The sequence below is a fragment of the Methylibium sp. genome (assembly GCF_031393925.1).
Lineage (GTDB): Bacteria > Pseudomonadota > Gammaproteobacteria > Burkholderiales > Burkholderiaceae_C > Methylibium.
This window is the reverse complement of the sequence record NZ_JANMWL010000204.1, coordinates 1-1,878: the sequence shown is the minus strand read 5'-3', so window position 1 is coordinate 1,878 and position 1,878 is coordinate 1. Positions and strand designations below refer to the sequence as shown.

The window sequence follows — 1,878 nt, the reverse complement described above, 5'->3', positions numbered from 1 at the left end:
GTGAACCGCCACACGCCATGCGCCGGGTACTGCAGGTTCATCTGCGCGAAGCGTGCGGCGCCACGAATGCGCTCGCGCGATTGCGGCCACTCGAGCACGAACTCGGGCGCCAGCACGGCGGCCACGGCGTCGAAGTCGTTGGTCGCCATCAGACGCCAGAACTCGCGCACGACCTCGGCTGCGGCGGGGTTTGACATGACGTGTCTCCGATGAGGACGGGTTCGGTGTGCTCGAGCATGCCGGCGCCGCGTGGGCGAGCGCCGAGCGGGGCTTTCAGGCCGGGCTGTCGGTCGTCGGCTCCATGTAGATCAGCTCCCACAGGTGCCCGTCGAGGTCTTCGAATCCGTGCTGGTACATGAAGCCGTGGTCCTTGGCCTCATTGGGCGCTGCGCCGCCCGCGGAGAGCGCCTGCGCGACCCGCTCGTCGACCTGGGCGCGGCTCTCGCACGACAGGCACACCAGCACTTCGGTGCTGCGCGTGGCATCGCACAGCGCCTTCTTGGTGAAGGTCTTGAAGAAACTCTCGACCAGCAGCATGACGAAAATGTTTTCGCCGACGATCATGCAGGTGGCGTTGTGGTCGGTGAACCGGGGGTTGAACGTGAAGCCCAGGCGGGTGAAGAAGGCCACCGATCGCGGCAGGTCCTTGACCGGCAGGTTCACGAAGATTTGCGTCGCCATCAAAGTCCTTTCGAAGTGGGGTGCGCGGCGTTGCCGAGCCGGCCGAAATCGAGGCTCGGGGGACCGCGCCAGCCGAGCATTTGCGGATTGAGCTGCCATCGGGTGTAGCACAGGGCCGACGCGAGCGTCACTCACGCGAGCTAAGGCAGCAGCAGCGCCCCGGCCATCGGGCGCACGCGCCAGAAGGCGGTCAGCGTCGCGGCAATCAACGCCCACGGCAACACAATTTCGATGGGTGCCAGGGCCCTGGTGACTTGGCTTCGGTGGTCGGCTCCACAACACCCTTTAATTCGCTCGCGGGCAGGGCGGCGCTAAGCTGCCCGTCGGGTCAATCGTTCGGGAGTCCACGCCATGCAACTGCGCCCGCCAAGCGGCACGTCGAAGCTTCGTGCTGCAGCAATTGCCGCCTGCGCGGTCGTGACGCTGGCCGGCTGCGCGTCAACCCAGATCAATTCGCAATGGAGTGACCCGCAGTTCCAGGGGCGCTCATTGCGCGGTGCCAAGCTGCTGGTGGTGTGCGAGGCGCCGGAGTTGGCGATCAAGCGCGGCTGCCAGGACCAGCTCGCCGCGCAACTCGTCGCTTTTGGCGCCACGCCGACGATTGCGCCCGATCTGCCCAACCCGCAGCCGGGTCGTGAACAGGCCACCGGCGCATACGTGCCGGCGGCGCGCGCGGCGGGTGCAGAGGCGGTGTTCAGCGCTGCGGTGGTGAGCGACGTTGCGGTGGTGAATGCCGGCCCGTCGATCGGCATCGGCGTCGGTGGTTTCGGCGGGGGCGGGCGTGGTGGGGTGGGCGGCGGCGTCGGCATTTCGCTGCCCATCGGCGGCGCTCGGCCTCAGGTCGGACACGGGCTTCACGGTGCGCTGACCGACGTGGCGAGCGGGCGCCTGATGTGGAGCGGCACGGCCGGCACCTCGTCTTCGGCCGATGTGCCGGGGCAGCTCGGCGAGCTGACGCGGGCGGTGGTCGAGGCGGCGCAGAAGGCCGGATTCTTCTGATCGCGCGGGTGCGGCGACCGTTAACGCACGCGCGGGTTCAGGACTCGACGTCTGCGCCGAAATCGACGCGGTAGCAGGTGTCGAAACCGACCGGCGCCGGCACCGCCGCGAAGCCAGCGCCGTGAAGGCCGGCAATCTTTTCGACCACGCGGTGGCCCAGGCCCAGGCCGAGCGCGGTTGTGCCGGCGGCGTCGGCGA

The 1,878-nt window shown here is 68.6% G+C and carries 3 protein-coding genes; 1 reads left to right on the top strand and 2 read right to left on the bottom strand.

The features are described from left to right. Both RMO12_RS11145 and RMO12_RS11140 read right to left on the bottom strand, forming a co-directional pair. Positions 1-197 (bottom strand): nuclear transport factor 2 family protein (locus tag RMO12_RS11145; protein ID WP_309639334.1); only part of this gene is annotated, 197 nt, incomplete at its 3' end. 76 nt (positions 198-273) lie between these two features. Next, complete coding sequence (locus tag RMO12_RS11140; protein WP_309639333.1) at positions 274-681, bottom strand: VOC family protein; 408 nt, start codon at positions 679-681, stop codon at positions 274-276. A gap of 351 nt (positions 682-1,032) precedes the next feature. Here RMO12_RS11140 and RMO12_RS11135 point away from each other — a divergent pair, with 351 nt between their 5' ends. Continuing rightward, the gene (locus RMO12_RS11135) at positions 1,033-1,680 is read left to right on the top strand and encodes a hypothetical protein (protein ID WP_309626302.1); all 648 of its coding nucleotides are present in this window, start codon (positions 1,033-1,035) and stop codon (positions 1,678-1,680) included. The last annotated feature ends 198 nt before the right edge of the window (positions 1,681-1,878 follow it).

Bases quoted from the DNA above. Each gene is read 5' to 3' on its own strand.
- RMO12_RS11140 (WP_309639333.1), bottom strand. From the start codon at position 681: ATGGCGACGCAAATCTTCGTGAACCTGCCGGTCAAGGACCTGCCGCGA.
- RMO12_RS11135 (WP_309626302.1), top strand. From the start codon at position 1,033: ATGCAACTGCGCCCGCCAAGCGGCACGTCGAAGCTTCGTGCTGCAGCA.